This is a genomic window from Providencia sp. CIM-Carb-044, from assembly GCF_033901115.1.
In the GTDB taxonomy this organism is placed as follows: Bacteria; Pseudomonadota; Gammaproteobacteria; order Enterobacterales; family Enterobacteriaceae; genus Providencia; species Providencia hangzhouensis.
On the sequence record NZ_JAXADV010000092.1, the window covers coordinates 1 to 275 of the forward strand.

Here is a 275-nt window from a genome sequence, read left to right on the forward strand (position 1 = left end):
GAATAAGTCGATGCCATATATTTCTGAGGTATCGAAATACTCAGGACTTGTTCGCTATCATTAAAATCGATAGCCACGTTTTTATCGAGAGAGAATAAATTAATACAATCATTTTCTTGAGCAGAAAGTAATATTTCTTTCGCTTCTTCATTTAAGGGAAAACGTTTTATTAATTGTGCCGTAATACACGGCTCAATTGTTCCGTCATGATTAATAAACTTAATTTTTTCGCCGCGGATAATTTTTTTATCATTTAAAATAATATCCGATTCATA

1 protein-coding gene is annotated in these 275 nt (G+C 30.9%); it reads right to left on the bottom strand.

What is annotated here, in order from left to right; all coding sequences use genetic code 11:
* Nucleotides 1–275 (bottom strand): FimD/PapC N-terminal domain-containing protein (locus SJ312_RS23430; RefSeq protein WP_319868432.1); only part of this gene is annotated, 275 nt, incomplete at both ends.